The organism is Nitrospirillum amazonense (assembly GCF_007828045.1).
Lineage (GTDB): Bacteria > Pseudomonadota > Alphaproteobacteria > Azospirillales > Azospirillaceae > Nitrospirillum > Nitrospirillum amazonense_C.
Genome location: NZ_VITN01000006.1, coordinates 222,433 through 246,402, shown reverse-complemented (window position 1 = coordinate 246,402; position 23,970 = coordinate 222,433). Strand labels below are relative to the sequence as shown.

The window sequence follows — 23,970 nt, the reverse complement described above, 5'->3', positions numbered from 1 at the left end:
CCGATGAACCGGATATCGACCGCCGGCGCGCACAACGCCCTGGTCCAGTACATGCTGAAGAACGAATCCGCGCTGAACAGCGCGGAGGTGCAGGAATCGACCAGCGCCAAGTCCACCACCTACGCCGGCCTGTCCACCGCCGGGGGCAACGTCAAGCTGCTGGTGAACCTGGAAAGCGAGGTCAGCTATTCCAACACCCTGATCACCAACGCCGACAACGCCGTCACCAAGATCGACGCCATCTCCTCCGACATCACCAGCATCTCCAGCATCGCCACCAGCCTGAAGACGGCCATCAGCGAGGCCATGTCCACCGACCAGTCCAGCCGGTCGACCTATCAGGAAGAGGCGTCGGGCTGGCTGAAGGATGTGGCGTCCATCCTGAACGACACCTATGGCGGGCAATACCTGTTCGGCGGCAGCGACACCAACCACGCGCCGGTGTCGGTGGACAGTTCCACCTACCCCGCGCAGACATCGTCCAGCAGCGCCAACACCAGCTATTACAGCGGCAACGACACCCTGGCCACGGTGCGCCTGTCGTCCACCCAGAGCGTCAGCTACGGCGTCACCGCCGACGACCCGTCCATCGAGAAACTGATGCGGGCCTTGAATATGGTCAGCAACACCAACCCGCTGGACGACACCGCGCTCACCACCGCGTTGGACCTGGTGAACGACGCATCCGACGGCTTGAGCGACATCGGTCAAACATTGTCGGACACGTCGTCGAGAATACAGAAGGCGTCGAGCCATCTATCCGATATAAATTCCTTCGCCACCACACAAAGTAGCGACTTGAAAAGTGTCGATCTGGCAGAAGTGTCAACAACGGTGACGACACTACAGACATCATTAGAAGCGACGATGCAGGCTATTGCCGCCTCACAGAAAATGAGTCTCGTGAACTACCTGTGACGACTCAAAACTTTTCGCAAAATAGCGAAAAAAAGTGCGCCCGCTTTCATCTGACCTGCCGTTGAACCGTGTGAGGGGGAGTACGGCCCGGCCGCAAAAGGCGGCCGCCCCACGAACCTCTCGCCAACCACATGGAGGTCCATGATGCCTGTCGTCACCACCAACACAGCGGCGAATTCCGCCCTGCGTTACCTGAACACCAATTCCGAGGCGGAAGCGTCCTCGGTTTCCAAGATCGCGTCCGGTTCCCGCATCACCAAGGCGTCGGACGACGCCGCCGGCCTGGCCGTCGGCACCAAGATCCAGTCCGACGTCACCATGCTGAACCAGGCGTCGACCAACGCCTCGAACGGCGAATCCATCCTGCAGGCGGCGGACGGCGGCATGGCCCGCATCTCCGACATCCTGCAGCGCATGGAATCGCTGGCCACCGAATCCGTCTCGGGCACCGTGACGGATACGGAGCGCGGCTACATCGACGCCGAATATCAGCAGCTGACGGACGAAGTGGACAGCATCTCCACAGGCACCCGCTTCAACAGCCAGAGCCTGCTGGACGGCACCGGCTCCTGGTCCTCGGGCGTCACCTTCCTGGTGGGCACGGCGACCACGGACACGATCACCATCACCCTGACCACGGTGGACAGCAGCGCCTTGGGCCTGACCGGCTCCAGCGTCTCGACCTCCGACGGGGCCACCTCGGCCATCACCACCATCAAGTCGGCCATCAGCGCGCTGTCGACCGCCCGCGCCAAGGTGGGCGCCCAGATCTCCCGCTTCGAATACCAGGGCGAGATGATCTCCACCTCGATCGAGAACCAGGAAGCGGCCCAGTCCGCCATCATGGATGTCGACGTGGCGTCGGAACAGACCAAGCTGTCCAACGAGGACACCCTGGTCCAGGCCGGCATCAACGCGCTGGCCAAGGCCAACCAACTGCCGTCCGAGCTGCTGAAGCTGCTGCAGTAAGGACTGAACGGGGGCGCCCCTCGCCGGGCGTCCCCCGTTTCCCAAAGGGGGTGAAAGGGTAAGTCCAGGGGGCAAGTCATGACATCGGTGTCCACCATCGGCAGCAGCACGTCGAGTTCGTCGACGGCCAGCACGTCCTCATCCGCGTCATCCGTCACCGGGCTGGATTATTCCGCCCTGGTCGCGGCGGCCGTCGCCGCGAAGGAGGCGCCGGCCGACACCATCGACAGCGAAATCTCGGACAACGAGTCCAAGATCTCGGCCTATGAGAATTTCCAGACGCTGCTGAACACCCTGGCGACGGCGGCGGAGGCCCTGTCCAACCCGGTCGACAGCGCCAGCACCAACCTGTTTTCCGAACGCACGGCCTATCTGTCGGGCGGCAGTTCCAGCGTCTCCGCCGACGACATGCTGGGCGTATCGGTGGACGACGGCACCGCCACCGGTACGCACACCGTCGTCATCAAGCAGCTGGCGACGGCGGAAAAGCTGGGCAGCGGCACCCAGACCAGCCAGACGGGCGCCCTGAACCTGTCGGGCACCTTCAGCCTGGGCCTGGCCGACGGGTCCACCGCCACCATCAGCGTGGCCAGCACCGACAGCCTCAAGGACATCGCCGCCGCCATCAACAAGCAGACCAGCAGCACCGACATCTCCGCCAGCATCATCCAGGTGTCCGACGGCGCCTATGAACTGGTGCTGACGGCCAACGACACCGGCAAGGCCATCGAATTCAGCAACGACGACAGCGGCATCCTGACGTCGCTGGGCGTCACCAACAGCGACGGCAGCTATGCCGACGAGCTGACGGCGGCGCAGGGGTCGGAGATCGAGGTCGACGGCATCGACATCCAGCGCACCAGCAACGTCATCAGCGACGTGCTGTCGGGCGTGACGCTGGACCTTTATTCCAGCGACTACGACAGCGGCACGGGCACCGGCTCCACCATCACCATGGAGCTGACGGCCAATCTGAGCGCCATCAAGAGCGGCATCTCCACCTTCGTCACGGCCTACAACGCCGTGCGCAACTTCATCTCCACCCAGCAGGCCACGGCCACCGACGGCAGCCCGGCCAGTTCCGCCGTGCTGTTCGCCGATAGCCAGGTGCGGTCCATCTCCACCGCGCTGCAGAATGCCCTGAACCTGACCGACGGCACCTATTCCATCTCGTCCCTGGGGCTTTCCTTCAACAGCGACAACACCTTGGCCATCGACAGCACCACGCTGGACAGCGCGCTCAGCGACAATCTCGACGATCTGGAGACCCTGCTGGGCTTCAACTACTCCACCTCCTCGACCGAGCTGTCGATGCTGCGTTCCCCCGACAGCACCGATAGCCTGAACTTCAACCTGGACATCACCATGAACGAGGACGGCAGCATCGCGTCCGCCGGCGTCGGGGGCGACACCTCCCTGTTCACCATCAGCGGCACCCGCATCATCGGCAAGGATGGCACGGCATATGCAGGGATGACGCTGGTCTACTTGGGATCCCAGAACCAGACGGTCAGCGTCAGCACCAGCAGCGGGCTGGCCGACCTCATCTACAATACCTCGGACAATGCAGGGGACACGGACAGCGGCACCCTACAGAACCAGATCGACACGCTGACGGACTACGACACGGATCTGACCAGCAAGGCGGACGACATCCGCAGCCAGGCGGAAGCCTACGGCACCCAGCTGGCCACCTACTACGCCCAGCTGGAAGCCCAGGCGCAGACGGCGGCCACCTTGCTGAAGACCCTGAAGGCGTATTCCGACGCCAGCAACAGCAACAGTTGACGCGCCGGCGGTCCCGCCGGCGCCGGCCGGAGGGACCCCAGCACCCTACCCTTCCCCTCCAGAAAGTGAAAAGAGCGGCCATGAACCAAACCGCGTTCCAGCGCGCCTCCAGCGCCTACGGATCGGCCAAGCAGACCCTGCCCCCCCACAAGCTGGTGGAGGCGCTGCAGGATCGGGCGTTGCAGCTGTGCACCTCGGCCGAGCGCCACGCCACCGCCGGCCAGTTCGACCGCTTCCACGCCGATATCGTGCATGCGATCCGCATCTACACCGGCCTGCAGGTGGTCATGACCAACCAGGTGGGCGGCCCCAGCGGCAAGGCGCTGAGCCAGCTGTACGGGGCCTTCATCCTGGCGCTGGGCCGGGCGGCGGGCGGGCGCGACGTGCCCGGCCGGGTGCGCCGCATTCAGGAGCGCCTGGCGCTGCACCGGCGGCTGTGGGCGAAGCCGCCCAAGAATTGAGGAATATGCGGCCAGGGTATGCCGTTTTGGGGAACAACCGACGGGCTTCCGCCCCGTTTAACGTACACCGTCCGTAGGTCCGCGCGGGGCGCGCGGGACCGTTGGATGGGGCCCGGGGACATGGGGACCGCCTTCGGGCAAGGCGTGTCGAGCAATGAAAACCCAGGGGCGGCGGCAGCGGCCCCGGGGGGCCAAAAGAAGAGATGGCGGTGACGATGACAAGCTCCCCTTACTCACGCGGCGGCCCCGCCGGCGCGGTCCTGAACCCCGGGACCTTGGACGCACGGGGCCGGGACGCGGGCGCCCTGACCGTGCTGTCGCCCATCCTGGACGGCGGCGACCTGGCCAACGCCACGGACGAGACGCTGATGGCCCTGTTGAAGACGGGGAACGTCGATGCCTACCGCCTGCTGATCCGCCGATACTTCCGCCGCCTGTACGCCGTGGCCCGCCGCATCCTGCCCAACGACAGCGACGCCGAGGACGTGGTGCAGGACGCCTTCCTGCAGGTGTGGAACCACCGCGAGACCTGGCAGCCCATCAGCGCCAAGTTCACCACCTGGATCCATCGCATCGTCATCAACCGCTGTATCGATTATCGGCGTCGGCCAGCGGAAAACACGCTGGAACTGACCGAAGACATCATGGACGACAGTCAAAGCTTTGATGAAATCGTCCTGGAAAAGGAATTGGCCACAGTTTTGCACACAGCGCGGCAACGACTTCCAGCTAGTCAGCAGGTGGCGCTGGCCCTATATTACGACCAATCGATGTCCGCCGCCGAAGTGGCGGCGGCTATGAACACCACCGTCGTGGCGGCGGAAGCCCTGTTGAAACGCGCGCGCCAGCGCCTTCGCACCGCCTTCCGCAAGACCGCCATACGGCCCCGGGATGCTTTTGATGACGCCTGAGGAACTCGACGACCTGCTGTGCCAGTACGGGGCCCAGCTACGCGCTTGGCCGGTCGAGCACCAGCGGGCCGTCACGGCCTTGCTGCGGGCCTCCCCCCAGGCCAGGGCGCGCGTGCGCGAGATGCGCCGCCTGGAGGCGATGATCGCCGCCGACGCGCCAGAGCTGGAACCGCCGCCCGGCATGCTGGAGCGGGTGGAGCGGACGCTGATGGGCGCAGCGCTCAAGGATTGGAAGCCGCCCGCCCCGGCATCGGCACAGGGCGCGTCCACGTCCGTTTTTTTTGGGTCTTCCGGGGCGGCCCCCGCCCAGCCGCCATCGTCCGCCGCCGCCAACAGCGACACGGATCAGATCCCGCCCGCCCGTGGGCGGCGGCAGGTCCCCGAACCCCATCGCGACTGATCCCCGGCGCCTCGGGGCGCCACCCGCCGGCCCTCTCGCCACTGGCCGGTCGGTGGAATGCCCCGTCGCGCCCGGTCGCGCCGTGACGGCATCCGGACGGATATGGAACCCCAATTTGGGAGGAGGAAGGTGAGCCCGCGCCTTTGGCGCCGGGCTTTGCCGGGTGGTCGTTTTAAACGCCACGATCCCTTGCACGCGCGGACGTCGGCAACCTGTCGCCCATTCCTTACATTTTTTTCATGCCAGGATTCCGTCAGCTTCGGGCGGCCCGCCGGGACCCGGCGCCCGTGATTGTCACGTTGACGCGGCCAGCCGCCATGGGCACCTTCCCCGCCGACGCTGTATGCAAAATCCAAAGAACGGGGGCCCCGCATCATGTCCAATCGCGTAACCGCATCCATCCCCCACCTGGGCCCCCTGGCCCGGCGCCTGCTGGCCGGCCTCAGCCTGGGCGCCCTGCTGGCGACGGGGACCGCCCAGGCCGACACCGTGCTGGTGACGGCCGACCATCTGGTCGACGTGCTGGCCGGCAAGGTGGTGGACCGGCCGGCGGTGCTGATCGTCGACGGCCGCATCGCGGCGGTGGGAACGCAAGGGGCCGTGACCGCGCCGGCCGACGCCCGCACGGTGGCCCTGCCCGGCCTGACCCTGCTGCCGGGCCTGATCGACATGCACACCCACATGACCAGCCAGCCCACCTGGAACGGCTATGAATCGCTGGGCGTCACCACCGCCGACAAGGCCATCGCCGGCGTCGCCAACGCCAAGGTCACGCTGATGGCCGGCTTCACCGCCGTGCGCAACGTGGGCGCCGACGCCTTCACCGACGTGGCCCTGCGCAACGCCATCGACAATGGCCTGGTGCCCGGCCCCCGCATGAAGGTCTCCGGCCCCCTGCTGGGCGCCACCGGCGGCCATTGCGACGAGAACCTGCTGCCGGCCGACTATGGCCGCGTGGGCGAGGGTGTGGCCGACAGCCCCTGGGGCATGGTGCAGAAGGTGCGCTGGGTGAAGAAGTTCGGTGCCGACCTGGTAAAGGTCTGCGCCACCGGCGGCGTGCTGTCCAAGGGCGACAGCCCCGGCGCGCAGCAGCTGTCGCAGGAGGAGCTGGACGCCATCGCCAAGGAGGCCCACGCCCTGGGCATGAAGGTGGCCGCCCACGCCCACGGCACCGATGGCATCAAGGCCGCCATCCGCGCCGGCATCGACACCATCGAGCATGCCAGCCTGATCGATGACGAGGGCATCGAGATGGCCAAGAAGCGCGGCACCTGGCTGGGCATGGACATCTACAACGACGATTACATCCTGGCGGAGGGCGCCAAGGTGGGCATGCTGCCGGAAAGCCTGGAGAAGGAGCGCAAGATCGGCCGCGTGCAGCGCGAGAACTTCGCCAAGGCGGTGAAGGCGGGCGCCAAGATGATCTACAGCACCGACGCCGGCGTCTATCCGCACGGCGACAACGGCAGGCAGTTCGCCAAGATGGTGCAGTGGGGCATGACCCCGCTGGAGGCCATCCGCGCCGCCACCCGCAACGCCGCCGAGGCCATGGGCACCGCCCAGGACATCGGTGCCGTGGCCGTGGGCCGCTATGGCGACCTGGTGGCGGTGAAGGGCGACCCGCTGGCCGACGTCACCCTGCTGGAGCACATCCCCGTGGTGATCAAGGGCGGCGAGGTGGTGAAGGATCAGCGCTAACGCGCTGAGTCTTCCAGTTCCCTCAGGCGGCGGGCGCGGGCATCCGCCCGCTTGCCTCACGGGCTTGGCCGGCCCGGGCCGGCGGCCGCCGGCCTGTGAAACCCGCGCCAGCCTGTGAAAGATGTAACGCACGCTGGAACCGGGCGGGGGAATGGGGGTAGTTTCTTCAGCCGTTCCCGTCCGCTTTCCGGAGCCAGAGCCCCATGCTGACCCCCCGTCCCCTGACCGACAACCTCAGCGTCGCCCCGCAGATCAAGGAGGCGGACTTCGCCCAGGCCAAGGCGCTGGGCTTCCGCACCATCATCAACAACCGCCCCGACGGGGAAGAGCCGGGGCAGCTGACCTCCGCCCGGGGGGCCGAGCTGGCCAAGGAGGCCGGCCTGGACTACGTCTACCTGCCGGTCAACCAGTCCAACCTGGGCCCGCAGACGGCCGCCGCCTTCGCCGAGGCCCTTGCCAAGCTGCCGGGCCCGGTTCTGGCGCACTGCCGGTCCGGCACGCGCAGCACCATCCTGTGGTCGCTGGGCGCCGCCGCCAACGGCACGCCGGTGACCGAGATCATCGAGGCCGCCGGCCGCCAGGGCTATGACCTGAGCCCCTATGCCGGCGCCCTGGAAAGCCTGGCGCGCGGCTGAGCGTGATCCCATCCGCCGACTAATCGTCAACATTGATCAATATATCGACATGACCCGCCGCATCCCCCTGGCGCTGGCGGCCCTGCTGGCCGCCGCCCCCGTCGTCGCCACCGCCCTGCCGGCGGCGGCGGACTCCGCCTGCACCCGGCCCGACCGCCCCAAGCTGCCCCCCGGCAAGAAGTCCAAGGGCCCGGAGATGGAGGCGGCGGAGAAGAAGGTGGGCGACTACACCACCAAGATGACCGCCTACCTGAAGTGCCTGGACAAGGCCAAGACCGACGCCATGACCGAGCACAAGGGCGTGATCGAAGAATGGAACGGCGTCATCGACGCCTACAAGAAGAACCCCGGCTGAGCAACGGTCCCACCGCCGGCTTGGCCACGACCGTTCCATTAGGCCGAACGGTACAATGCCAACAAAGCGTTGGATGGATCGGTCATCCTGCCTCTCAATAGGGCGGACAACCAGGCCGGGCCCGACAGTCCCGGCCCTGGCGCCATCCAAGCGAGGAGGTCCGGGACCATGGACCAAGGCCATCGGGTTCCCATGATCGGCAGGCGGGGGTTCATCGCGGGGGCCGCCGCCCTGGGCGCGCTGCAACACCCCACCGGGGCGCTGGGCGCCCTGGTACGCAATGTGGACGAGGCCGTGTTCACCACGGCCTTCCCGCAAAAGGGGCGGATGATCCTGCAGCGGACCCGCCCGCCCTTGCTGGAAACGCCGTTCGAGGTGTTCGACCAGGGTGTCTTCACCCCCAACGACCGGTTCTTCGTGCGCTGGCACTGGGCGGGCATTCCCGAACAGGTGGACGTGGCCACCTTCACCCTGAAGGTGCATGGCCATGTGGACCGGCCCCTGACGCTGGGCCTGGGGGAGCTGCTGGCCATGCCACGGCTCGAGTATGCGGCGGTCAACCAATGCTCCGGCAATTCCCGCGGCCTGTTCAGCCCCCGCGTCGCCGGGGCCCAGTGGCGGCATGGGGCCATGGGCAACGCCCGCTGGGTGGGCGTGCCGCTGAAGGCCGTGCTGGACCGGGCCGGCGTCAAGGCCGGCGCCGTGGCCATCCGCGCCCGGGGTTTGGATGAGCCGGTCGTGCCCGACGCCCCCGCCTTCGGCAAGTCCCTGGCCATCGATCATGCCCGGGACGGCGAGGTCATGATCGCCTTCCAGATGAACGGCGAGCAGTTGCCCCTGCTGAACGGCTTCCCCCTGCGGCTGGTGGTGCCGGGCTGGTATTCGACCTACTGGGTCAAGATGCTGAGCGATATCGAGGTGCTGGCCGCGGCCGACGACCAATACTGGACCAAGACCGCCTATCGCATCCCCGACACGCCGCACGCCTCGGTGACGCCGGGGGAAACCGGCTACGCCCAGGTTCCCATCAACCGCATGGTGCCGCGTTCCTTCATCACCAACCTGGCGGACGGCGCGCGGGTGGCGGCGGGCAAGCCCCTGGCCCTGCGCGGCCTGGCCTTCGGCGGCGACCAGGGGGTGGCGAGGGTGGAAGTGTCCGCCGATGGCGGCACCACCTGGGGGCGGGCCCAACTGGAGCGGGATGAGGGGCGCTACAGCTTCCGCCAATGGCGGTTCACCGCCCCCGGCCCGGCCGCAGGATCCGTGCGGCTGATGGCCCGCTGCACCAACACCGCCGGGGAGGTCCAGCCCCTGGTGGCCAACTGGAACCCCAACGGCTTCATGCGCAACGTGGTCGAGACGACCACGCTGACGGCCGCGTGACGGAGGAGGGCGCACCATGACCCGCATCGGGATTCTTCTGGCCATCGCCGCCGCCGGCCTCGCCACGCCCGCCTTCACCGCATCCGCTTTGGCCGCACCTGACACCACCACCGTGACGGGCCCCGGGGGCGTCACCCTGCGGTCCGTGACCGTGGACCTGCCCCAGTCGGACCGGGAGTTCCCCGGCGCCGACGCGGCGGCCGTCAACAACAACTGCCTAACCTGCCATTCGGCCGGCATGGTGCTGAGGCAGCCCCCCTTCCGGCGCGAGAAGTGGGCGGAGATCGTGAACAAGATGATCCAGACCTACAAGGCGCCCATCGACGCCGGCGACATCCCGGCCATCATCGACTATCTGGCCCAACGCTAGGACGGCGGGGCCAACGATCCTGTGGCAATCGCGGCCCATATGCCTGATCTTGTCGGCCCCGCCGACGACGCAGGTTGCCCAGTCCCGTGATCCGACACCGTGTCCTGCTGCCCGCAGCCGCCGCCATCGTGCTGTCGCTGGCATCTCCGGCCCTGGCGGCCACCCCTTGCGCGACGGCGGGCAAGCGCACGGAACGGATGATCTGCGCCAACCCGGCCCTGCGGGCCGAGGACGCCGGAATCGCGCGCCTGTACAGGCAGGCCGTCGCCAGGGCGGGGGCGCACGCGGCCGCCGTGATCGCCGAGCAGGCGCGCTGGCTGGCGACGCGCGACCGGCTGTGCGGCGACCTGGCCCCGGCGGATGACGAGCGGGCGCGCACCTGCCTGGCCCGCGCCCTGCCCCTGCGCCGCGCCGCCCTGGCCGTGCGGGCGGCCAAGCCGGACCAGCCCTTCTGCGCGCGCGCCGCCGCCACCCTGGCCGCCGCGCGCGGGCTGGATGGCGGCCCGCCCGTGGGCGATTTGGATGAGCAGCTCATCGGGGCCGGCCTGCTGACCCCGGCGCCGGAGCAGGAACTGACCCCGGCGTGGCGCGACCGCCTGCCGCCGGAGGCGACGCAGGACGCGGGCGACCAGATGGCCGTGGTGCCCTTCGGCCGCGCCCATGTGGCGGTGACGGCGCTGGACGACGCCGCTGACTGCACCAGCTTCAGCGTCCATTGGCTGGACACGGCCGGCAACGGCGGCCCCGCCCTGCCGCCGCCCGAGGCCCGGCCGGCGGACAAGCCCGCCTATTGCTGGTCGGAAAGCGCCGGCTTCGGCCTGGATGCCACCGGCGCCGCGGTCTTCTTCGCCCAGGATTCCGGCCCCAGCCGGCCCATGGCGCTTCCCACCCGGCCCGAGATCCGCATCCGCCAAGCGCACCGCGACCGCTGGGGCGCGGCCTGCCGTATCGAGGCGACCTACCAGACCGAGTTCCGACTGGGCGACGGCCGCTGCGCCGCCGACGCCGCCACCTGCAAGGCGCTGACCGAGGCGGCCCCACGCTGGGCCACCGCCCTGGCCGCCAGCCCCTGGTCCATCGGCGCCGACCATCCCCCGGGCCGCCCCGACTATCCTGCCCTGGACGGCCTGGCCCCCTATACGGGCAGCTTCGTCCCCGCCTTCCTGGCCATCCCCAGCGTGAAAGGCTGGACCTACACCGGCCTACCCAATTTCGAGGAGGAGGCCCCCCTGCTGGCGTGGCACGGCCCCGGCGGCCCCCTGATCCTGCGCCTGTCGCCCGGCATGCTGAACTGGCGCCCCGGCCCCATGATCCTGGGCGCCTGGCGCCGCGAGGGCGGCACCCTGGTGCCGTTGGCCGCCTACACCATCAACCAGGTGCGGGTGGGGGTGCCGACGGTGACGGTTGCGACGCGCCAGCCCTGATGTCCGCCTAACATCCAGTGGCGTTCCTGGCAGGGATGCTTAATCCTGTCGGCAATCTCCACCATCGGTTGCCTGCCACCATGAACCGCCTGCCATTGTTGAGCGCCACCGCCCTGTTTCTCTCCGGCATCGCGCAGGCGGCCACCGCCAACCCCAGCTTCGACTGCGCCGCCGCCGTTAAACCGGCGGAAAAGGCCATCTGTGCCGACCCCAAGCTGGCGGCGCTGGATGCGGACATCGCGGCGCTCTACAAAAATGCGCTGGGCAAGGCCGGGCCGGCGGCCGACGGCCTGAAGGTCGAGCAACGGCGCTGGCTGCAGGGCCGGGATACCCCACCCGGCCAGCCCCCATTCAGCAAGGAGCGACTGGCCGACTGGCTGGCCGCCCGCCGCGCCGCGCTGTCCGTGTTGGCCACCCAAAAGGCGCCACTGCCCATCTGCGAACGGGTAGCGGCCACCCTTCGCGTCCTGCGTGCACCCGGCAGCCAGGTCCAGGGCGGCCCCTGGCCGGATCAGTTGCTGAAAGCCGGACTCACATCCCGACCAACGCCGGAGCAATCCTTCACCGAGGATCTGGAGATACAGCTTATCCAAAAAACCAAGGACATGCGCGGTGGCGACACAATTCCTACCGGTTCGGCCAAACCCATCGGCAAGGATTACGCCTTCGCCCAAATCAACATTACTGGCGGAATATGGGCCTCGTGTTCCAATTTCGTAGTCTTCCGACGAACACCCCGTGGCGCTTTCCAGGCGCTGCCCCAGCCGAAAGGGACCGACGACGATTTCTGTCATGACGGCAGGCACGAAGCCGGCTTCGACATGATCACCCTTGCCGGCGAGGCTATCAGCCGGCCGGCGCTGGTGATGTGGAATGACGATAGTCTGAGCATTCGCCAGGCGCAGGGCGTGCAGTGGGGTGATGTCTGCGACATCGACATCACCTATGACCACGACTATTCGGTGGCGGACTTCGGTTGCGATGCGGACGCGGTGACATGCGAGGCCCTGAAGCGCCGCGCTCTGGACTGGTCCCGCATCTTCGGCGGGCCGGAGCCCGACACGCAGGGGCCCGGCCCCGGCTATCGCTTTCCGGGTTTGGAGATGCCGGCCATCGACCTGGACGACGACACGATGATGGACAATCCGGTTCTAAACGCTTTCCCTGCATTGAAGGGCTGGGCAAGTGTCCAGGTCGAGGGCGGACCCCATCATCTTTGGCGGGAAACCAAAGAACCGCTGGTGATCGGCATCAATGGCCTTGCCACATCCCATGACCAACCTCTGGATGATTTCCTCATCAGTGCCTGGCACCAGAAGGATGGCAAGTGGAAGCCGGTCGCCGGGTTCATCACCAGCCCCCACGCCATCGGTGCGCCAACCGTGAAAGCCACCGTGACCCCGGCCGAGGCGGAGAAGCCTTAACTACCCCCCGTGGCCGGCTACATCATTGACCGTGTGCGTATTGGTCATCCCAGCATCAAGACCGTCTCCGCCGTCGAAACCGACTGATGCTCTCCAGCCGGCGGAGCCAAACGCCACCCCAACCATTCCCCCACCTCCCCATTTTCCCGCCCATTGACACCCGTGCCCTGGGGCGCGCACAGTGCGGCTTTCGTTCCAGGGGTGCGCCGGAGGGCGCTGAGATCCGCGGAGAGACGCGGGGACCCTTTGAACCTGATCCGGATCGTACCGGCGTAGGGATGGGAACAGGGGCCTTCGCGTATCCACCCGCCATTGGGGACCACACGCGCATCCGCCCTGTAGACCGCGAACCGCAAGCGGCCGCCTTCCTCCTCCCCATCGTCCGTTGCCCCGGGTTGGCGACATGTGACGTGCCGGACGCATCAACGGCCAGAGAGCCAAGGGCGCCGGACTACGGAGGAGCACGACCCTATGCCCGATACCCTGACCCCGGCCGCGATTCCGGGAAGCGACGGCTTCGCCGTCACCACCGGGCCCCTGCCCGCCTCTCGCAAGGTCCACATCCCGGGCACCCTGCACCCCGACCTGCGCGTGGCCATGCGCGAGATCGACCTGAGCCCCAGCGCCAATGAGCCGCCGGTGCGCGTCTACGACCCGTCCGGCCCCTATACCGACCCGGCCGTGACCACCGACATTCGCCAGGGCCTGGCCGAGCTGCGCCGCAGCTGGGTCGAGGGCCGGGGTGATGTGGAGCGTTATGACGGCCGCGCCATCCAGGCGGTGGACAACGGGTTGAGGGAGGGGGAGAGCAGCCCCGTGCCGGTGTTCGACCGCGCCGGCCGCCTGCCCCTGCGCGCCAAGGATGGCCGGGCTGTCACCCAGCTGGCCTACGCCCGCGCCGGCATCGTGACGCCGGAGATGGAATACGTCGCCATCCGCGAGAACCTGGGCCGCCAGGCGCTGAAGGACCGGCTGGAGCGCGACGGCGAAAGCTTCGGCGCCGCCATCCCGGACTTTGTGACGCCGGAGTTCGTGCGGGATGAGGTCGCGCGCGGCCGCGCCATCATCCCCAACAACATCAACCACCCGGAATCGGAGCCGATGGCCATCGGCCGCAACTTCCTGGTCAAGATCAACGCCAACATCGGCAATTCCGCCGTCACCTCATCGGTGGCGGAAGAGGTGGACAAGCTGGTGTGGTCCATCCGCTGGGGTGCCGACACGGTCATGGACCTGTCCACCGGCCGCAACATCCACACCATCCGCGAATGGATCATCCGCAACAGCCCGGTTCCCATCGGCACCGTGCCCATCTACCAGGCGCTGGAGAAGGTGAACGGCAAGGCCGAGGACCTGACGTGGGAGGTGTTCCGCGACACCCTGGTGGAGCAGTGCGAGCAGGGCGTGGACTACTTCACCATCCACGCCGGCGTGCGCCTGGCCCACATCCCCCTGACCGCCAAGCGCGTGACCGGCATCGTCTCGCGCGGCGGGTCCATCATGGCCAAGTGGTGCCTGGCGCATCACAAGGAGAATTTCCTCTACACCCGCTTTGAGGAAATCTGCCAGATCATGAAGGCCTATGACGTGGCCTTCTCGCTGGGCGACGGCCTGCGGCCCGGCAGCATCGCCGACGCCAACGACGCCGCCCAGTTCGCCGAGCTGAAGACCCTGGGCGAGCTGACGCAGATCGCCTGGAAGCACGACGTGCAGGTGATGATCGAGGGCCCGGGCCATGTGCCCATGCACAAGATCAAGGAGAACATGGACCTGCAGCTGAAGTGGTGCGGCGAGGCGCCATTCTACACGCTGGGGCCCCTGACCACCGACATCGCCCCCGGCTATGACCACATCACCAGCGCCATCGGCGCCGCCCAGATCGGCTGGTTCGGCACCGCCATGCTCTGCTACGTCACGCCCAAGGAGCATCTGGGCCTGCCCGACCGCGACGACGTGAAGGTGGGTGTCGTCACCTACAAGATCGCGGCGCACGCGGCCGACCTGGCCAAGGGCCACCCCGCCGCCCGGCTGCGCGACGACGCCCTGAGCCGCGCCCGGTTCGAGTTCCGCTGGCGCGACCAGTTCAACCTGTCGCTGGATCCGGAAACGGCGGAGAAGTTCCACGACCAGACCCTGCCCGCCGACGGCGCCAAGCTGGCGCATTTCTGCAGCATGTGCGGGCCGAAGTTCTGCTCCATGAAGATCAGCCAGGAGGTGCGCGACCTGGCCGGCGTGGAGGGAAGCTTCGTGGAAGCGGAAAAGGGCATGGCCGAGATGTCGGAGGCCTTCCTGGCGCAGGGCGCGGAGATTTATCACTCCGCACCCTGATCCCAGCTTGGGATCCCCGCTTGGGATCCCTGCTTGATCCCCGCCGGTTGCCACGCCGGCGGGGAACTTCTATCGCACCGTCGCGATGCCGGCCAGGATCAGGTCGAGGCCGGCCAGGAACTGGTCGCGGTCGTCATGGTCCCGCAGGGGGTCGGCCAGTTGGCGCAGGAAAGGATACTCGATCGGGTCCAGCCGCGCCCAGCGCGCGGCGATGGCGGCCAGGGCGGCCGAGCGGTCGGTATCGGGCGCATGCTGGCGGGCGTTGGCCGCGTTCTGCCCGGCAACGCCGAAGATGTAGTTGACCAGCGCGGACCAGGCGTCGAACCAGGCGCGTTCCGGCACGCCCAACGCCATCAGCCGGCCGCCTATTCCCTCGAATATCCGCAGCATCGCCGGCTGCCATGGCTCACGCGAGACCTGGGCGCCCACCCAGGGGTGCGCGTCGATGGCGTCGAACAGCCGCAGCGCCAGGGCCCGGATGCCCTGCCGGGGATCCAGGTCCAGGGCCACGCCGGCCAGGGCCTGGGTGATGATCGTGTCCGTGGCCGCCGCCAACAGGTCGCCCTTGTCGGCGACATGCCAGTAGATCGCCCCGCTGCCCGTCGCCAGGCGGGCCGCCAGCGCCCGGAAGGTCAAGGCGCCCTCGCCCCCCTCATCAAGGATCGCGATCGCGGCCTCGACGATCTTTTCTTTTGAAAGCGCATCCGCGCGCCGGTGGGTCCTGGTCGTCATGAACACACCTTGACAGCACTGGAACGGCGCTCCAATTAATATCCATGGAACGTCGTTCCAATCTTCTGAAGGAAGCATGATGACGACACCGGTCACTATTGTCGGCGCCGGCCTAGGCGGCCTCACCCTCGCCCGCGTCCTGCATGTCCATGGCATCCCCGCCACGATTTATGAGGCGGAGGCGTCGGCCGGCGCCCGCGCGCAGGGCGGCATGCTGGACATCCATGCGCGGGACGGGCAGTGGGCGCTGAAGGCCGCCGGCCTGTTCGACCCGTTCCGCGCCCTGATCCATCCCGGTGGGGAAGCGTCGCGGGTGCTGGACCCGCAGGGGCGGGTGCTGTTGGATCAGCCCGACGACGGCACGGGCAGCCGGCCCGAGGTCCTGCGGGGGGAATTGCGGCGCCTGCTATTGGACAGCCTGCCGGCGGAAACCGTCCGGTGGGGCCGGAAGCTGACCGGCGTCGCGGCGCTGGGCGACGGCCGGCACGCGCTGAGCTTCACGGACGGATCGACTGTGACCACCGATCTGCTGGTCGGGGCCGACGGCGCCTGGTCCAAGGTCCGGCCGCTGCTGTCGGACGCCACGCCCGCCTATGTCGGCGCCACCTTCATTGACACCTATCTATTCGACGCCGACGCGCGATATCCGGCAACGGCCCAGGCAGTGGGCGGCGGAGCGCTGTTCGCCATGACGCCGGGCCGGGGTATCTTCGCCCATCGTGAGCCTGGCGGCACCCTGCACGCCTATATCGGTCTGAGGCGGCCGGCCGAATGGATCGCCGCCATCGACTTCGGTGACGCGGCCGCCGCGAAGGCACGGCTCGCTGCGGAATTCGACGGATGGGCGCCGGCGCTGACCGCGCTGATCACCCACAGCGACACGCCACCGGTGCCGCGCCCCCTGCACACCCTGCCCAGCGGCCACCAGTGGCCCCGCGTGCCGGGCGTCACGCTACTGGGCGACGCCGCCCACCTGGCCCCGCCGGCCGGGGAAGGCGCCAACCTGGCCATGCTGGACGGTGCCGAGCTGGCGCAGGCCATCGCGGCGCACCCGGGTGATATAGAGGCGGCCCTGGCCGCCTATGAATTCGTGATGTTCCCGCGCAGCGCGGCGGCCGCCACCGGCGCGCACCGCATCCTGGATCTCTGCCTGGGCGACAGCGCGCCCTTCGGCTTGCTCGACTTCTTCGCCGGCGCCTTCTCACGCCGGGATGCCTCAGGGGAAGGCTGACAGATCTTCCTCGATCTGGCGGCACAGGGCGGCGATGGCGTCGTAATCCACCCCGGGCGCGCGGCCGGGGGTGGGTTCGCCCACCCGGGTCAAGGCGACGTAGCCGCCCTGGCGGATGCCGTTGGCGGTCTCATCCAGCACGGTGCTGCCGAACTGGGTGGTGGGTTCGATCTGGCTGCGCCGGCGCCAATGGTTCCAGCTGTCGATGAAGACCAGCCGCTCCGCTTCCGGAAAATGCTGGGCGACATGGGCCATGGCCCCGGCCAGGAAGCGGCGGTACAGCACGGAACTGGTGCTGGCCAACAGCGTCGCCCCGCCCTGGGGATGGTCGGGCCAGTCGGCGAAGTCCAGCACCACGCGGGGAAAGACCTTGCCCCGGCTGGGGCGGTCGATCATGCGGCTGTTCACGAACTGCGCATAGCTCATGATGGTGTCGTCGAACATGCCGCTGTCGGCCTGCCCCGCCTCCGCCTGCAGGAAGGTATAGCCGTTCAGCAGTTCCGCCGGCTTGCAGGAGCGCCATTGCGCCGGGCCGGGATCCAGCAGCGCGTCGAAGCCGGCGTCCAGCAAGCCGCCGCGCGCCTCCGCCGCCGTGGCGACGAGGTAGAGGCCGCCCAGGCCGGCGGCGTCGGCCGCCCGGCGCAGCAAGGCCACCGTGCCCGCCGGGTCGGTCAGCGTATAGGGCTCGTTCACCACCAGCAGCTGGCGGCCGTCGGCCAACAGGGGGCTGAAACCGGCGAGGGACGCCATCAGGGTGGCGGCATCGGAGGCCGGGTCTTCCGCCGGCGCCGGCGTCCAGCGGAAGGCCAGGCCGAAATCGTCATCGCACCAGGCGTCCAGGCACTCCGCCCCCGTGAGGTAACCGCCCTTAAACCGGTGGCAGTCCAGGACGAAACCGCCGATGCCGGTGGCCCGCGCCACCGCCACCACCCGCCCGGCGCCGGCCGCGTCCGCCAGATCGTAGCGCCCCAGCACCTTGCCCGGCTGCAGCAACGGGCTGTGGTGGCGCCGGGCGGGATAGGCGTCCAGCGCCCGTGCCCAGGGATCGCCGCCGCCCAGCGCCTGCCACAGCGGGCCGGATGACTGGAAGCGGGCGTCGAAGAAGGCCAGGACGCGCAGGTTCAGGGGCGGGATCATGCCGCGTCTCCTCTTTCACGGACGGGGGTGCCATAGGCCTCCGCCGCCACCTCCAGGACGGCGGCCACCAGGTCGGCGGGCGCCGGGTGGTTCCCGCATACCGGTCCATTGTCCAGCGGGCAGGCCTTGTAGCCGCCGCAAGGGGCGCAGGGCAGCGCCGGCGTGGGCAGGCGATAGCCCGCGCGCCGGGGCGCGTCGGAATTGCCGGGAAAGGTGGGGCCGAACACCGCCACGGTGGGATGGCCCAGGATCTGGCTGGCGAAATGCAGGGGGAAACTGTCGACGCTGACCATGACATGATGGTCGCGGATCAGGGCCGCCAGCCGCCCAGTGCTGCCCGCCGTGGCCGGGGTGGCGCCGTCCGCCGCCAGGTCCGGCGCGTCCAGCACGGTGACGGCGCAGCCCAGGCGCGCCAGGGCGCGGACCAGCACGCGGGCTTGGGCGCCGGGATAGGCCTTCAGCGGCCAGCCGCCCGACAGCTGCATCAGCACCCGCAAGGGGGCCGGCGGCCGGGCGCAGCGGCTGACCACCACGGGGGCGCGGCGGTAGAGGGTGTCGTCCAGCGTCGCCACCGGATCGCCCAGGGCAAAGCACGCCTGGTCCACCAGGTTGAAGGGCGTGCGGGAATAGGATTTGGAGAAGCGGCAATAGACCATGAAGGTGCCGGCCCGCACCGCCGGGTCGATGTGCGCCAAGCTGTCCAGGTGATAGCGCCCGTCCGACACCTCGCCCGTGCGGCTGACCGGCGGGATGTCCAGCACGATGGGGTCCAGCCGGTTGCCGCAGTCGTGGAAAATGTCCAGATAGTCGCGGCAGACCACCTGACGCTGAAAGATCAGATGGCCCGCCGGCACCAGGCGCGACGCCAGGCTGAAGAACAGCACGTCGCCGGCATGGCCCGGGTGGTGGGCGGCGAAAGGCAGCCGGCGCCAGTCCGCCCGCGTGCGGATCAGCCGCACGGCATCGGCGCATTGCATCCGCCAGGCGGCCAGGTTGTCGCCCAGGATATAGCCCTGGGCGGTGATCTTGGGCAGCGGGACCAGCGGCTTCAGCGGCGTCTGGCGCCGGGGCACGATCTGGCCGGTCAGTTGCGACAGCAGCTGCGCGTCGGTCGCCGCCCGGTTGGATGAGAGCAGGCAGAGGAAGCGGCCCAGGCCCTGGTCGAACAGGGCGCGCGGCAGGACGTAGGCGACGGGAAAGGTCTCCGCGTCCGTCAGCACGCAGGGACAGCGCAGCGTGTCGCCGCCGCGCAGCAGGTCAGCCAGCCGGGCGCCGCGCGAGGCCAGCAGCGGGTTGCTGACCACCACCGCGTCGGCCCCGGGCACGCGCGCCAGGGTGCGGCGCGCCACCTCCCACACATACCGGCCGGGGGGTGAGGTGGCGCTGTCCAGCAGCTCCCCCCACGACAGGCAGCCCATGGAGTAACGGAAGTCGAACGCCTCCATCCGCCCACCGGTGATCGCGACACCGCCCAGCATGGCCCCTGCCCCTTCCTACGCCGCGTCGCCCAGGCCCAGGACGGAGGGCGGGCCGGCGCCGTAGACCTCGGCCGCCACCTCCAGGATGGCGGCCACCAGCTGGGCCGGGGGGGGCTGGTTGGCACAGTCGCGGGTCATCAGCACGGGGCAATAATCCAGGCAGCCGCAGGGACCGCAGGGCAAGGCGGGGGCCGGCAGGCGGTAGCCCGGGCGCCGGGGCGCATCGGAATTGCCGGGGGCGGTGCAGCCGAAGATGGCGACGGTGGGATGCCCCAGGATCTGGCTGGCGAAATGCAGGGGGAAGCTGTCGACGCTGAGGAAGACGTGATGGTCGGCCAGCAGGGCCTTCAACGCGCTGGTGCTGCCGGCCGTGACCACTGTGGCGCCGTCGGCCGCGGCGTCGGGCAGATCGATGACCGTCACGGCGCAGCCCAGATCGGTCAGGGCACGGATCAGCACGCGCCTGTCCCGGGCCGGATAGGTCTTGAGGTCCCAGCCGCCGGTCAGCTGCATCAGCACCCGCACGGGCCCGCCGGGCGGCAGGGGTGCCGGGCGGTGCTGGACGGCGGGCGGGCGTGCATAGAGCGTGTCGGCGACGGTGGACACCGGGTCGCCCAGGCTGAACCGCGCATGGTCGATGAGGTTGAAGGGCGACTTGGCGTAGGCCTTGGAATAGCGGGAGAAGACGATGAAGGTCTCCTCATCCACGCCCGGCGGCAGGTGGGCCAGGCTGTCGATGAAATAGCGGCCGTCGCCCACGTCGGTGTTGCGCGGCGCCGGCGGGATGTCCAGCACGATGGGCGCCAGCCGGTTGCCGCAGTCCTGGAAGATGTCCAGATAGGCCCGGCACACCACCTGGGACTGGAAGGCCAGATGCTCGTCCGGCACCAGGCGCGAGGCCAGGCTGAAGAACAGCACGTCGCCGGCATGGCCCGGGTGGTGGGCGGCGAAGGGCAGGTCGCGCCAATCGTCCCGCGCCCGCATCAGCTTCACGGCGTTGACGCACTGGACCAGCCAGGCCTCCAGGTTATCCCCCAGGACGAAGCCCTGGGGCGTGCTTTCCGGCAGGGACCCGATGGCGCGCAGGGGGGTGGGCCGTCGGGGCACGAAACCGCCCCCCGTCAGCCGCGACAGCAACTGGGCGTCGGCGGCGGAGCGGCTGACCGACAGCAGGCAGAGGAAGCGGCCCAGGCCCTCAGCCAGCAGTCGGCGCGGCAGGATGTAGGCGATGGGGAAGGTGCCCTCGTCCGTCACCACCGCCGGGGCCGGCAACGGCCCGCCCGGCAGCACCAGCTTGGCCAGGCGGCTGGCGCGGATGGGCAGGATGGGGTTGCTGACCACCACGGCGTCGGCGGCGGGACAGGCGGCCAGGGTGCGGCGCGCCACCTCCCACACATAGCGGCCGGGGGGCGTGGTGGCGCTGTCCAGGATGTCGTTGGGCGTAAGCGCGCCGGTGGAAAAGCGGAAGTCGAAGGATTCCACCCCGCCGGCCGTTATCGCCAGACTGCTCAGCATCGCCGCCCCCACGGGTCAGCCGGCGCCCCGCCCCCGGGTGGTGCCCCCAGGTGGTACCGGCAAAAATAGATTCAATTTTAGCTACACGGACGGGGCCGCCAAAACAGGCGCGGTATTTGCGCGGAGGGTGGCCGCCGCCCCGCCGGTGGTGGGCCGTCCGACTTCCCGCCACAGTGCCAGCATCGGGGACTCGGGGGGCGACGACATGACGGCGGTATCCAAGGAACGGTTGATGGTGTCGCCGGAGTTGGCGGCCCTGTTCGGGCAGGCGCAGCACCATGACCGTGCCGGCCGCCTGGATGAGGCGGAAAGGCTGTGCCGCGCCATCCTGCGCCGCCTGCCCAACGAGACGGCCGTGCTGCACCTGCTGGGCGTCATCCTCTGCCGCACCGGGCGCCTGGTGGAGGGGGCGGAGATGCTGGCCGGCGTGGCGGCGGCCCAGCCGGGCAACATCCCGGCCCTGCGCGCCCTGGGCGACGCCTTCCACGCCCTGGGCCACCTGACCGACAGCGTCATCGCCTATCAGCGCATCCTGTTCCTGCAACCGGGCGACGCCGACGCGCATCTGCGCCTGGGCCTGTCGCGCCAAGCCCTTGGCCAGTTGCCCGGCGCCATCGCCGCCTTCCGCATGGCCGCCGCCCTGAAGCCCGCCGACGCCGACGTCCGCGTCACCCTGGGCATGGCGCTGGAGGCGGCCGGCGACACGGCCGCCGCCCTGGCCGCCTATGCCGACGCCATCCGCCGCGACGCCGACAACGCCCCGGCCTTCCTGGGCCTGGGCAACGTGCTGGCCGACCAGGGCCGCAGGGCGGAGGCCATGGCCGCCTACGCCCGCGCCCTGCACCTGGCGCCCAACTGGCCGGACGCCCTGACCAACCTGGGCCTGGCCCTGCAGGCCGACGGCCAGGTGGACCAGGCGCTGGCCCTGCACCGCCGCGCCGCCCAACTGGCACCCGACGCCGCCAATGTCCACGTCAACCTGGGCACCGCCCTGCAACTGGCGGGACAGGGGGCGGCCGCGGTGGACAGCTATCGCCGTGCCGTGGCCCTGGCCCCCGATGACGCGACCTGCCTGTCCAACCTGGGTCAGGCCCTGGCGGAGCAAGGCCAAGTCACGGAGGCGCGGGCCGTCCATGCCCAGGCGGCCGCGCTGGCCCCCGACAACGGCGTGGTGCGCTTCAACCAGGCGCTGGCCTGGCTGCTGGCCGGCGACGATGCGCGGGGCTGGCCGGCCTACGCCTGGCGCTGGCGCGGCGGGGTCGAGGACTTGGCCGATCGGGGCTTCGCCGTACCCGAATGGCGGGGGGAGGATCTCGCCGGGCGCACCCTGCTGGTGCACGCCGAGCAGGGACTGGGCGACACCCTGCAATTCGTGCGCTTCCTGAGCCGCCTGCCCGGCGATGGCCGCGTCGTGCTGGAGGTGCAGCCGCCCCTGCTGGCCCTGATGCGCGACGGCTTGGTTCATAGCAACGTGGACGTGGTGGCGCGGGGGCGCCCCCTGCCCGCCTTCGACCTGCATGTGCCGCTGATGAGCCTGCCGGCGGCGCTGGGCATTCAGGATGCCGCCGGGCTGGCGATGCCGGCGCCCTACCTCAAGGCCGATGCCGATCGCGTTCGCGCCTGGGCAGGGCGGCTGGGTGGAGGACGGCTGGGCGCCGGCGCCCTCAATGTCGGCCTCGCCTGGTCCGGCAACCCCAGGCATCGGGCCGACCGGCTGCGCAGCATGTCCCTGCCCGACCTGGCCGGCCCGCTGGCGGCCTTGCCCGTGACGCTGTGGCCGGTGCAGGCCGACCGCCGGCGGGGGGATGAGGGGGTACTGGCGGCCCTGGGCGTGGCCGATGTGGCGCTGGACGGCTTCACCGACACCGCCGCCCTGCTGACCGGGCTGGACCTGGTGATCACCGTGGACACGGCGGTGGCGCACCTGGCCGGGGCGCTGGGCCGGCCCGTCTGGCTGCTGCTGCCCTACGCCCCCGACTGGCGCTGGCGCCTGAACAGCCAGGACACCCCCTGGTACCCGGCCACCCGCCTGTTCCGGCAAGAACGGCAGGGCGACTGGGCCCCCGTCATCCGCCAGGTGGTGGCCGCCCTGAAGGCACAGGAATCGGCACGCCCAGCCCCCGACACCCCCAGCGGCACGCATCCTGTGCCGCTGTAGGCCCCGACCGGTGGCCACCGGTCCCCTCGCAGTTCCAGTCCCTCACAAGACAGGGCTTAGTTCCAGATACAAGGAACCAGCGTCAGCGTATCAATTCCCCAGCTTGTGGGCCTTTTCCGTCAGGTAGTCCATCAGGGCCAGCAGCACGCCGGACATGACGAACACCACGTGGATGACGGTGGACCACATCAGGTCGCGGTCGCTGTAGTCGCTGACGCTCATGAAGGCGCGCAGCAGCTGGATGCCGGAAATGGCGACGATGGAGGCGATGAGGCGCAGCTTCAGCCCGCCGAAATCCACCTCGCCCATCCATTCCAGGCGGTCGTGGTGGCTGGCCACGCTGATCTTGGAAACGAAGTTCTCATAGCCGGCGAAGATCACCATCAGCACCAGGTTGGCGATCAGCGACAGGTCGATGAGCGACAGCAGGCCCAGGATGATCTCATGCGAGGTGGCGCTGGCCAGGTGATTGACCAATTCCCACAGCTCATGGACGAAGCCCGCCAGGGGCAGCAGCAGGGCGACCACCAGGCCAAGATAGAGGGGGGCGAGCAGCCAGCGGCTGGCGAACAGCACGCTTTCGATCCACCGGTCCATGGGCGTCCTTCCGAAGGGCGACCGCCCGGCGGGCGGCCAAATGCTTGATCGGCGACGA

Annotated in this window: 21 protein-coding genes and 1 riboswitch; of the genes, 16 read left to right on the top strand and 5 right to left on the bottom strand. The window is 69.2% G+C overall.

Annotated features, from left to right (window positions below; translation table 11 throughout):
• Positions 1–3: 3 nt before the first annotated feature.
• The 14 genes from FBZ89_RS12630 (at position 4) to thiC (ending at position 15,064) form a co-directional block, all read left to right on the top strand.
• Complete coding sequence (locus FBZ89_RS12630; protein WP_145750315.1) at positions 4–918, top strand: flagellin; 915 nt, start codon at positions 4–6, stop codon at positions 916–918.
• Positions 919–1,059: 141 nt separating this feature from the next.
• Positions 1,060–1,887 (top strand): flagellin N-terminal helical domain-containing protein, encoded by an 828-nt coding sequence (locus FBZ89_RS12625; RefSeq protein ID WP_145750314.1) that lies wholly within the window; start codon positions 1,060–1,062, stop codon positions 1,885–1,887.
• A gap of 78 nt (positions 1,888–1,965) precedes the next feature.
• Entirely contained in the window at positions 1,966–3,675 is a 1,710-nt protein-coding gene (gene fliD, locus FBZ89_RS12620; protein WP_145750313.1) for a flagellar filament capping protein FliD, read from the top strand.
• An 80-nt stretch (positions 3,676–3,755) separates the two neighbouring features.
• Positions 3,756–4,136 carry a flagellar export chaperone FliS gene (locus tag FBZ89_RS12615; protein ID WP_145750312.1) on the top strand — a complete coding sequence of 127 codons (381 nt, stop codon included), beginning with the start codon at positions 3,756–3,758 and terminating at the stop codon, positions 4,134–4,136.
• Between the two features lie 215 nt (positions 4,137–4,351).
• A complete protein-coding gene (locus FBZ89_RS12610) occupies positions 4,352–5,047 on the top strand; it encodes a sigma-70 family RNA polymerase sigma factor (protein WP_186457324.1) in 696 nt (231 codons plus the stop codon).
• Positions 5,037–5,447, top strand: coding sequence for an anti-sigma factor (locus FBZ89_RS12605; RefSeq protein ID WP_145750310.1), 411 nt, complete (start codon positions 5,037–5,039; stop codon positions 5,445–5,447). The genes FBZ89_RS12610 and FBZ89_RS12605 overlap by 11 nt, the downstream gene beginning before the upstream one ends.
• Positions 5,448–5,822: 375 nt before the next feature.
• On the top strand, positions 5,823–7,145 hold the full coding sequence (locus FBZ89_RS12600; RefSeq protein WP_145750309.1) for a Xaa-Pro dipeptidase: 1,323 nt from the start codon (positions 5,823–5,825) through the stop codon (positions 7,143–7,145).
• Positions 7,146–7,348: 203 nt separating this feature from the next.
• A complete protein-coding gene (locus FBZ89_RS12595) occupies positions 7,349–7,780 on the top strand; it encodes a protein tyrosine phosphatase family protein (RefSeq protein WP_211115207.1) in 432 nt (143 codons plus the stop codon).
• 49 nt (positions 7,781–7,829) lie between these two features.
• Positions 7,830–8,135: a hypothetical protein gene (locus FBZ89_RS12590; RefSeq protein WP_145750308.1), complete on the top strand. Its 306-nt coding sequence runs from the start codon at positions 7,830–7,832 to the stop codon at positions 8,133–8,135.
• Between the two features lie 168 nt (positions 8,136–8,303).
• Positions 8,304–9,518, top strand: a complete 1,215-nt coding sequence (locus tag FBZ89_RS12585) for a molybdopterin-dependent oxidoreductase (protein ID WP_145750307.1) — start codon at positions 8,304–8,306, stop codon at positions 9,516–9,518.
• Positions 9,519–9,534: 16 nt separating this feature from the next.
• The gene (locus FBZ89_RS12580) at positions 9,535–9,888 is read left to right on the top strand and encodes a cytochrome c (protein WP_145750306.1); all 354 of its coding nucleotides are present in this window, start codon (positions 9,535–9,537) and stop codon (positions 9,886–9,888) included.
• 86 nt (positions 9,889–9,974) lie between these two features.
• Positions 9,975–11,312 carry a lysozyme inhibitor LprI family protein gene (locus FBZ89_RS12575; RefSeq protein WP_145750305.1) on the top strand — a complete coding sequence of 446 codons (1,338 nt, stop codon included), beginning with the start codon at positions 9,975–9,977 and terminating at the stop codon, positions 11,310–11,312.
• Positions 11,313–11,392: 80 nt separating this feature from the next.
• Positions 11,393–12,736 carry a lysozyme inhibitor LprI family protein gene (locus FBZ89_RS12570; protein ID WP_145750304.1) on the top strand — a complete coding sequence of 448 codons (1,344 nt, stop codon included), beginning with the start codon at positions 11,393–11,395 and terminating at the stop codon, positions 12,734–12,736.
• A gap of 187 nt (positions 12,737–12,923) precedes the next feature.
• A riboswitch (TPP riboswitch) is annotated at positions 12,924–13,034 on the top strand.
• A gap of 173 nt (positions 13,035–13,207) precedes the next feature.
• Complete coding sequence (thiC, locus tag FBZ89_RS12565) at positions 13,208–15,064, top strand: phosphomethylpyrimidine synthase ThiC (RefSeq protein WP_246172156.1); 1,857 nt, start codon at positions 13,208–13,210, stop codon at positions 15,062–15,064.
• Positions 15,065–15,133: 69 nt separating this feature from the next.
• On the opposite strand, the gene FBZ89_RS12560 is transcribed toward thiC, so the two are convergent.
• The gene (locus tag FBZ89_RS12560) at positions 15,134–15,796 is read right to left on the bottom strand and encodes a TetR/AcrR family transcriptional regulator (RefSeq protein ID WP_145750303.1); all 663 of its coding nucleotides are present in this window, start codon (positions 15,794–15,796) and stop codon (positions 15,134–15,136) included.
• Positions 15,797–15,872: 76 nt separating this feature from the next.
• On the opposite strand from FBZ89_RS12560, the gene FBZ89_RS12555 reads away from it, so the two are divergent.
• On the top strand, positions 15,873–17,027 hold the full coding sequence (locus tag FBZ89_RS12555; protein ID WP_246172155.1) for an FAD-dependent oxidoreductase: 1,155 nt from the start codon (positions 15,873–15,875) through the stop codon (positions 17,025–17,027).
• Here FBZ89_RS12555 and FBZ89_RS12550 read toward each other — a convergent pair.
• From FBZ89_RS12550 to FBZ89_RS12540, 3 genes are read right to left on the bottom strand one after another with little or no spacing between them, the layout of a single operon-like run.
• A complete protein-coding gene (locus FBZ89_RS12550) occupies positions 17,013–18,164 on the bottom strand; it encodes a glycoside hydrolase family 99-like domain-containing protein (RefSeq protein WP_145750302.1) in 1,152 nt (383 codons plus the stop codon). The two genes, FBZ89_RS12555 and FBZ89_RS12550, sit on opposite strands and share 15 nt — an antisense overlap.
• Entirely contained in the window at positions 18,161–19,642 is a 1,482-nt protein-coding gene (locus tag FBZ89_RS12545; protein ID WP_145750301.1) for a glycosyltransferase family 9 protein, read from the bottom strand. Before FBZ89_RS12545 ends, FBZ89_RS12550 begins: the two co-directional genes overlap by 4 nt.
• 15 nt (positions 19,643–19,657) lie before the next feature.
• Positions 19,658–21,157, bottom strand: coding sequence for a glycosyltransferase family 9 protein (locus FBZ89_RS12540; protein ID WP_145750300.1), 1,500 nt, complete (start codon positions 21,155–21,157; stop codon positions 19,658–19,660).
• A 205-nt stretch (positions 21,158–21,362) separates the two neighbouring features.
• On the opposite strand from FBZ89_RS12540, the gene FBZ89_RS12535 reads away from it, so the two are divergent.
• The gene (locus tag FBZ89_RS12535; protein WP_186457323.1) at positions 21,363–23,315 is read left to right on the top strand and encodes a tetratricopeptide repeat protein; all 1,953 of its coding nucleotides are present in this window, start codon (positions 21,363–21,365) and stop codon (positions 23,313–23,315) included.
• Between the two features lie 90 nt (positions 23,316–23,405).
• On the opposite strand, the gene FBZ89_RS12530 is transcribed toward FBZ89_RS12535, so the two are convergent.
• Positions 23,406–23,912 (bottom strand): TIGR00645 family protein, encoded by a 507-nt coding sequence (locus tag FBZ89_RS12530; RefSeq protein ID WP_145750298.1) that lies wholly within the window; start codon positions 23,910–23,912, stop codon positions 23,406–23,408.
• Positions 23,913–23,970 lie beyond the last annotated feature (58 nt).

Excerpts from the sequence above, each read along its gene's own strand:
- FBZ89_RS12590 (WP_145750308.1), top strand. The coding sequence starts at position 7,830 with ATGACCCGCCGCATCCCCCTGGCGCTGGCGGCCCTGCTGGCCGCCGCC.
- FBZ89_RS12595 (WP_211115207.1), top strand. The coding sequence starts at position 7,349 with ATGCTGACCCCCCGTCCCCTGACCGACAACCTCAGCGTCGCCCCGCAG.
- FBZ89_RS12625 (WP_145750314.1), top strand. The coding sequence starts at position 1,060 with ATGATGCCTGTCGTCACCACCAACACAGCGGCGAATTCCGCCCTGCGT.
- FBZ89_RS12540 (WP_145750300.1), bottom strand. The coding sequence starts at position 21,157 with ATGCTGAGCAGTCTGGCGATAACGGCCGGCGGGGTGGAATCCTTCGAC.
- FBZ89_RS12610 (WP_186457324.1), top strand. The coding sequence starts at position 4,352 with ATGACAAGCTCCCCTTACTCACGCGGCGGCCCCGCCGGCGCGGTCCTG.
- FBZ89_RS12615 (WP_145750312.1), top strand. The coding sequence starts at position 3,756 with ATGAACCAAACCGCGTTCCAGCGCGCCTCCAGCGCCTACGGATCGGCC.
- FBZ89_RS12630 (WP_145750315.1), top strand. The coding sequence starts at position 4 with ATGAACCGGATATCGACCGCCGGCGCGCACAACGCCCTGGTCCAGTAC.
- FBZ89_RS12585 (WP_145750307.1), top strand. The coding sequence starts at position 8,304 with ATGGACCAAGGCCATCGGGTTCCCATGATCGGCAGGCGGGGGTTCATC.
- fliD (WP_145750313.1), top strand. The coding sequence starts at position 1,966 with ATGACATCGGTGTCCACCATCGGCAGCAGCACGTCGAGTTCGTCGACG.
- FBZ89_RS12580 (WP_145750306.1), top strand. The coding sequence starts at position 9,535 with ATGACCCGCATCGGGATTCTTCTGGCCATCGCCGCCGCCGGCCTCGCC.
- FBZ89_RS12530 (WP_145750298.1), bottom strand. The coding sequence starts at position 23,912 with ATGGACCGGTGGATCGAAAGCGTGCTGTTCGCCAGCCGCTGGCTGCTC.
- FBZ89_RS12535 (WP_186457323.1), top strand. The coding sequence starts at position 21,363 with ATGACGGCGGTATCCAAGGAACGGTTGATGGTGTCGCCGGAGTTGGCG.
- FBZ89_RS12545 (WP_145750301.1), bottom strand. The coding sequence starts at position 19,642 with ATGCTGGGCGGTGTCGCGATCACCGGTGGGCGGATGGAGGCGTTCGAC.
- FBZ89_RS12600 (WP_145750309.1), top strand. The coding sequence starts at position 5,823 with ATGTCCAATCGCGTAACCGCATCCATCCCCCACCTGGGCCCCCTGGCC.
- FBZ89_RS12570 (WP_145750304.1), top strand. The coding sequence starts at position 11,393 with ATGAACCGCCTGCCATTGTTGAGCGCCACCGCCCTGTTTCTCTCCGGC.
- FBZ89_RS12555 (WP_246172155.1), top strand. The coding sequence starts at position 15,873 with ATGATGACGACACCGGTCACTATTGTCGGCGCCGGCCTAGGCGGCCTC.
- thiC (WP_246172156.1), top strand. The coding sequence starts at position 13,208 with ATGCCCGATACCCTGACCCCGGCCGCGATTCCGGGAAGCGACGGCTTC.
- FBZ89_RS12605 (WP_145750310.1), top strand. The coding sequence starts at position 5,037 with ATGACGCCTGAGGAACTCGACGACCTGCTGTGCCAGTACGGGGCCCAG.
- FBZ89_RS12550 (WP_145750302.1), bottom strand. The coding sequence starts at position 18,164 with ATGATCCCGCCCCTGAACCTGCGCGTCCTGGCCTTCTTCGACGCCCGC.
- FBZ89_RS12560 (WP_145750303.1), bottom strand. The coding sequence starts at position 15,796 with ATGACGACCAGGACCCACCGGCGCGCGGATGCGCTTTCAAAAGAAAAG.